Genomic DNA, 5057 nt, shown 5'->3' on the forward strand with positions numbered 1-5057 from the left:
GTGGAAAACGGGCGCATCAGCGAAATCGGCGCGGATCTCGAGGTGCGCGGGGCGACCTCGATCGATGCAGCCGGGAGAATCGTCGCCCCGGGATTCATCGACGTGCACACGCATGACGACCAAAGCGTTCTGTCATCGCCAGCCATGTTGCCCAAGGTGAGCCAGGGCGTGACCACGGTCGTGGTGGGCAATTGCGGCATCAGCCTCGCACCGCTGGTCCATCCGGACGTGCCGGCGCCGCTGACTCTCCTGGGCGGCTCGGGCAAGCATGTCTATCCGACGATGCGGGCGTACGCCCAAGCCGTCGATGCCGCGCGGCCTGCCGTCAACGTGGCGGCCCTCGTCGGACATTCCACCTTGCGTGTCGCGACAATGGACGACCCTTACCGCGCCGCGACGCCCGCGGAGCAGGCGAAGATGGCTGATCTCATGCGCGAAGCGATGGCCGCGGGTGCGACCGGATTCAGCAGCGGGCTCTTCTATGACACCAACGCGGCCTCGGACACGGCCGAGGTGACGCTGCTGGCGCGCATCGCGGCCGAAGCGGGGGGCGTCTACACCGCCCACATCCGCGATGAAGCCAAGGACGTCATAGCTTCGCTTGATGAAGCGTTCACGGCCGCGCGCGATGCCGGGCTACCCCTCGTGATCTCGCATCACAAGTGCGCGGGACCGGCCAATTGGGGACGCTCGTTCGAGACGCTGGCGCACATCGACGCTGCTCGACGTGGCCAGCCGATCGGTTTGGACGCCTATCCTTACGTCGCCGGCTCGACCGTTCTGCGTCCGGACCTGGTGGACGATGTCATCGAGGTCATGGTGACGTGGTCCGAGCCCTATCCCGCGATGAGCGGGCGCCTGCTCGCTGACATTGCGCGCGAGTGGAACTGCAGCCAGAAGGAGGCTTGCGGGCGCCTGCAGCCGGGCGGCGCGAGCTACTTCCAGATGCGCGAGGACGACGTGCGACGCGTCCTGCAGTACGAGGCGACGATGATCGGCTCCGACGGCCTGCCGCACGACAGTCATCCTCACCCCCGCCTGTGGGGCACCTTTCCACGTGTGCTCGGGCATTACTCGCGCGAACTCGCCCTGTTTCCGCTGGAGGAGGCAGTGCACCGCATGACCGGCCTGTCCGCGCGCCGCTTCAATCTGCTGGACCGTGGCGAGGTCGCCGTGGGCAACCACGCAGACCTGGTCGTGTTCGATCCGGATCTCGTTATCGACCGCGCCACCTACGAGCAGCCGACCCTGCGCGCGGGCGGCATAGAAAACGTGATGGTGAGCGGCACGATGACTTACGATGCGCGAGGCGCCACCGGCGCTCGTGCCGGCAAGTTCCTGCGCCTGGGGAGCCGCTCATGAGACCGTCGCTGTCGTTACCAGCCGCCAAACCCAGCCAGCGCATGAAGCGTGTTGGTTACGATCGCCGGGCCTTCGCCTGGCTGCTCAATACGCCGGCGCTTCTCGCGATCTGCGTGCTGTCCGCGTTCCCTATCGCCTACTCGGCCTGGATCAGCCTGCACCGGTACAACCTGCAGCGACCGCGCGCGTTCAAATTCGTCGGGATATCGAACTATACAGACATACTCCAGTCACCCGAGTTCTGGACTTCGCTGTGGATCACCGTCGAGTACACGGTGCTCGTGGTCATGCTGGTGGTGGTGCTGGGTATCCTCATTGCCCTGCTGCTCAACCGCGAGTTTCCCGGGCGGGCGCTGGTGCGCACGCTGGTCCTGCTGCCGTGGGCAATCCCGCCCGTGGTGAACGGCCTGATGTGGCAATGGATCTATGACGCAAAGGTGGGCGCGCTCAACGGCCTCCTCGTGAGCCTTGGCTTGCTCGACCAGTACCGAGGCTGGCTGTCGACACCCACGTCCGCCCTGCTCGCACTCGTATTCTCCGAAGTCTGGAGCCTCTTGCCGCTTGCCGTCATCCTCCTGCTCTCTGCACTGCAACGCATTCCCGCAGAACTTTACGAGGCAGCCCGCATGGATGGCGCGAGCAAGCACCAGCTCTTTCGATACATCACCCTGCCCTGGCTTTCGCAGTCGCTGCTGGTCGTACTGATCCTCCAGACGATGTCGGCGCTTCGCGCGTTCGACGTGATTTATGTGCTCACTGCGGGAGGTCCCGGCACGGCCACCACCACGCTCACCTGGCAGACCTACCTGACCACGTTCAGCAACCTCGATTTTGGCCATGGCAATGCATACGCGTGGCTGGTCAGCCTGATTACGCTCGCGCTCGCGCTGGCCTATTTTCGGGTGCTCTACGGACGCGGAGACATCGAAGCATGAGTACCTTGCCCATCCGTTTTTTCACGCCCGCCGGCCGCCGCTCGCGTCGCACGGCATTCCTGGCGCTCGCCGGCATTGCCATCGCGATCTACATCCTGGCGCCGTTCTGCTGGCTGTTGCTGACGAGCTTCATGCACGAACGCGACGCCCTTACAGTACCTACGCAGTGGATTCCCCTGCACCCGACGCTCGAACACTATCGGACGTTTTTCCATCCTTCAGGAGCGAACGCCCTGGTGGGTGGCCGCGCCGCGGAGGAAATGCTTCCGGGCATGGTGAACTCGCTGCTCGCCGCGTTGGGCACGGCTGTCGCCAACCTCGTGCTCGGCACGCTGGCTGGCTACAGCCTGGCGCGCCTGCGCTTTCGCGGGCAAAACGCGCTTCTCGGTGTCTATCTCGGCTCGCGCATGGTCCCGGGCATTGCGCTCATCGTGCCGCTGTATCTGACGCTGAAGAACCTCGGCATGCTGGACCATCTGTCCGCGCTGATCACAACCTATGTGACCTTCACGCTGCCGTTCACAATCTGGCTGCTGAAGAACTACTTCCAGACCATCCCGCGCTCACTTGAGGAAGCGGCGTTCATGGATGGTTGCAGCTGGCTGCAGATGCTCGTCAAGGTGCTGCTGCCCGTTGCAATGCCCGGACTTGTCTCCGCGGCGATGTTCGCTTTCATGACCGCCTGGAACGACTACCTGTTTGCCGTGATCCTGACCAGCACGACCGCCTCGAAGACCTTGCCCGTGGTTGTCGCGGGATTTGCCACCGACGTGACGACCCAACGCACGCTGATGGCAACGGGCGGCGTGCTTGCGATCATCCCGCCCCTGGCGCTGGCGTTCCTGTTCCAGCGCCTGATTGTTCAGGGCCTCACCAGCGGCGCCGTGAAGGACTGATCGTGACCAACCGTTTAACGCAATCTCATGGCCTCAAGGAGGACCGCGATGCCGCCCAATGACGATCTTAATAGTCCGATGTCCCGCCGCAGATTCCTCACGCTGTCAGCACTTGCCGGCGCCGGCGCCACCGTCGGCAACCTCGGGCTGATGTCCTCCGCGCGCGCGGCCGACGCTGCCGTTCAGTTCGCGGGCTGGGCCTTCGAGCCTCAGGTAGTTGAACAGCGGCTCAAGCAGTTCATGGCCGAGAACCCCGCCATCAAGGTGAACTACACGCCACTCGACATGCAGCTGTACAACGAGAAGATGATCGCGCTCTTCAACGCGGGCTCCCAGCCGGATGCGTTCTACGTGCGCGACACGGACTTGGGCGCGTGGGTCGACGCCGGCTGGTTGCAGGCTATCGACGGCCTGCCCGGGCTTGACGCGTTGAACAAGGACATCTTCCCCTTCGATCGCGAAGCGCTCTTCTACAAGGGCAAGCAGTACGGAACGCCCTACTATGGCGACATCTACGTCTACATCTACGACCGCGCGGCGCTCGACAAAGCCGGCGTGAAGGAAGCACCGGTCACGCTCGACCAGTTGAAGACCGCGGCGCTGGAGGTGAAGAAGGCCGGCATCGCCCAGTACCCGATACTGAAGGGATACAAGACGAACGTGGACGGGCTGAGCGAGTTCTGGTCCATGGTATTCGCCTCTGGCGGGCACCTGTTCAATCCCGCCATGGATCCAGTGTTCCCCAATGAGGACAAGACCGCGCTGAGTGTTCTCGAATGGATGCTCGACGCGATGCATGGCTCGCAGATCCTGGATCCGCGCGGCCTCGAGCTCGACGACACCCAAGTGCGCGACACGTTCCTGAGCGGACAGGGCATCTTCACATCCAATGTCGGCAACGTCTTCCCGCGCTCGAACAATTCGCAGTACAGCAAGCGCGCCGGCAATATCCACATGACGAGATTCCCCGGGCTCAAGGATGCCGGCCAGGGTCCGATGGGATGGGCGCGCTTGTATGGCATGAGTTCCCAGACCAAGTCCCGCGATGCGGCCTGGCGTCTGATGTACTTTCTTGGCGGCAAGGACGCCCACGGTCAGTACTCGTCTGCGCAGACGTGGTACCTGAAGTATGGCGTCGGCTATCCGTTCAAGTCGCTCGACACGGACCCGCAAATCGCAGCCTCGCAGAAACAATTGGGCTACGAGCCAGCCATTTTCCAGCAGCAGATGGCGCATGCGCGAACGCGCGAGAACATCAGCACCACCTGGTACACCGAATGGGACCGCTTCACACAGCAGCAGATCCAGGCAGTACTGATGCGGCAGACCACGCCCCTCGCGGCGCTCACCGCGTCGGCCAAAAAAGCGCAGCAACTGAAGAAAGAGGCAAGCTGATGAGCTATTTCACGCTGGAGCATGACGGCGCAAATCCCCCCGCGGTTTTCCTGCACGGGTTCTGCCAGTCGTCAGCGTATTGGGAGCCGACCGCCGGCCGGCTCGCGGCAGCCGGTATTCGCTGCGTGGCGCCAGACCTGCCGGGCTTCGGTGCGTCGGCGGACGAACACGGGCCATACACCATGACCGGCCTCGCGGACTCGCTCGCCCGTCAGCTTGATGCGCGCGACATCGCGCGCATCAAGCTGATCGGCGGATCCATGGGCGGAGTCGTGGCCCAACACTTTGTGCTCCGCTACCCGGAGCGCGTCGAGCGCCTGCTGCTGGTCGCGACCGGTGCGACAACCGCGGACCCCGCAGCGGCGCTCGCGAAAGCCGACGCCATGGAAGCCGCGCCCTGGGATGAAGCCGCGATAACCCCGGTCGTCAACGGCTTCTTTCTTCATCCTCCGTCCGACGCGAAGCTAGC

General features: G+C 63.9%; 5 protein-coding genes. All 5 read left to right on the top strand.

The features are described from left to right. The coding region (locus tag JWR14_RS26085) for a D-aminoacylase (protein ID WP_299714242.1) at positions 1 to 1362 on the top strand (1362 nt) is incomplete at its 5' end. Next, the gene (locus JWR14_RS26090) at positions 1359 to 2297 is read left to right on the top strand and encodes a sugar ABC transporter permease (RefSeq protein ID WP_299714245.1); all 939 of its coding nucleotides are present in this window, start codon (positions 1359 to 1361) and stop codon (positions 2295 to 2297) included. The genes JWR14_RS26085 and JWR14_RS26090, both read left to right, overlap by 4 nt. Further along, on the top strand, positions 2294 to 3193 hold the full coding sequence (locus JWR14_RS26095; protein ID WP_299714248.1) for a carbohydrate ABC transporter permease: 900 nt from the start codon (positions 2294 to 2296) through the stop codon (positions 3191 to 3193). The genes JWR14_RS26090 and JWR14_RS26095 overlap by 4 nt, the downstream gene beginning before the upstream one ends. A 48-nt stretch (positions 3194 to 3241) precedes the next feature. Beyond that, positions 3242 to 4588 (top strand): extracellular solute-binding protein, encoded by a 1347-nt coding sequence (locus JWR14_RS26100; protein WP_299714251.1) that lies wholly within the window; start codon positions 3242 to 3244, stop codon positions 4586 to 4588. Next, positions 4588 to 5057 (top strand): alpha/beta fold hydrolase (locus JWR14_RS26105; RefSeq protein ID WP_299714253.1); only part of this gene is annotated, 470 nt, incomplete at its 3' end. The genes JWR14_RS26100 and JWR14_RS26105, both read left to right, overlap by 1 nt.

Origin of the sequence: Caballeronia sp., assembly GCF_028292365.1 — a bacterium.
In the GTDB taxonomy this organism is placed as follows: Bacteria; Pseudomonadota; Gammaproteobacteria; order Burkholderiales; family Burkholderiaceae; genus Caballeronia.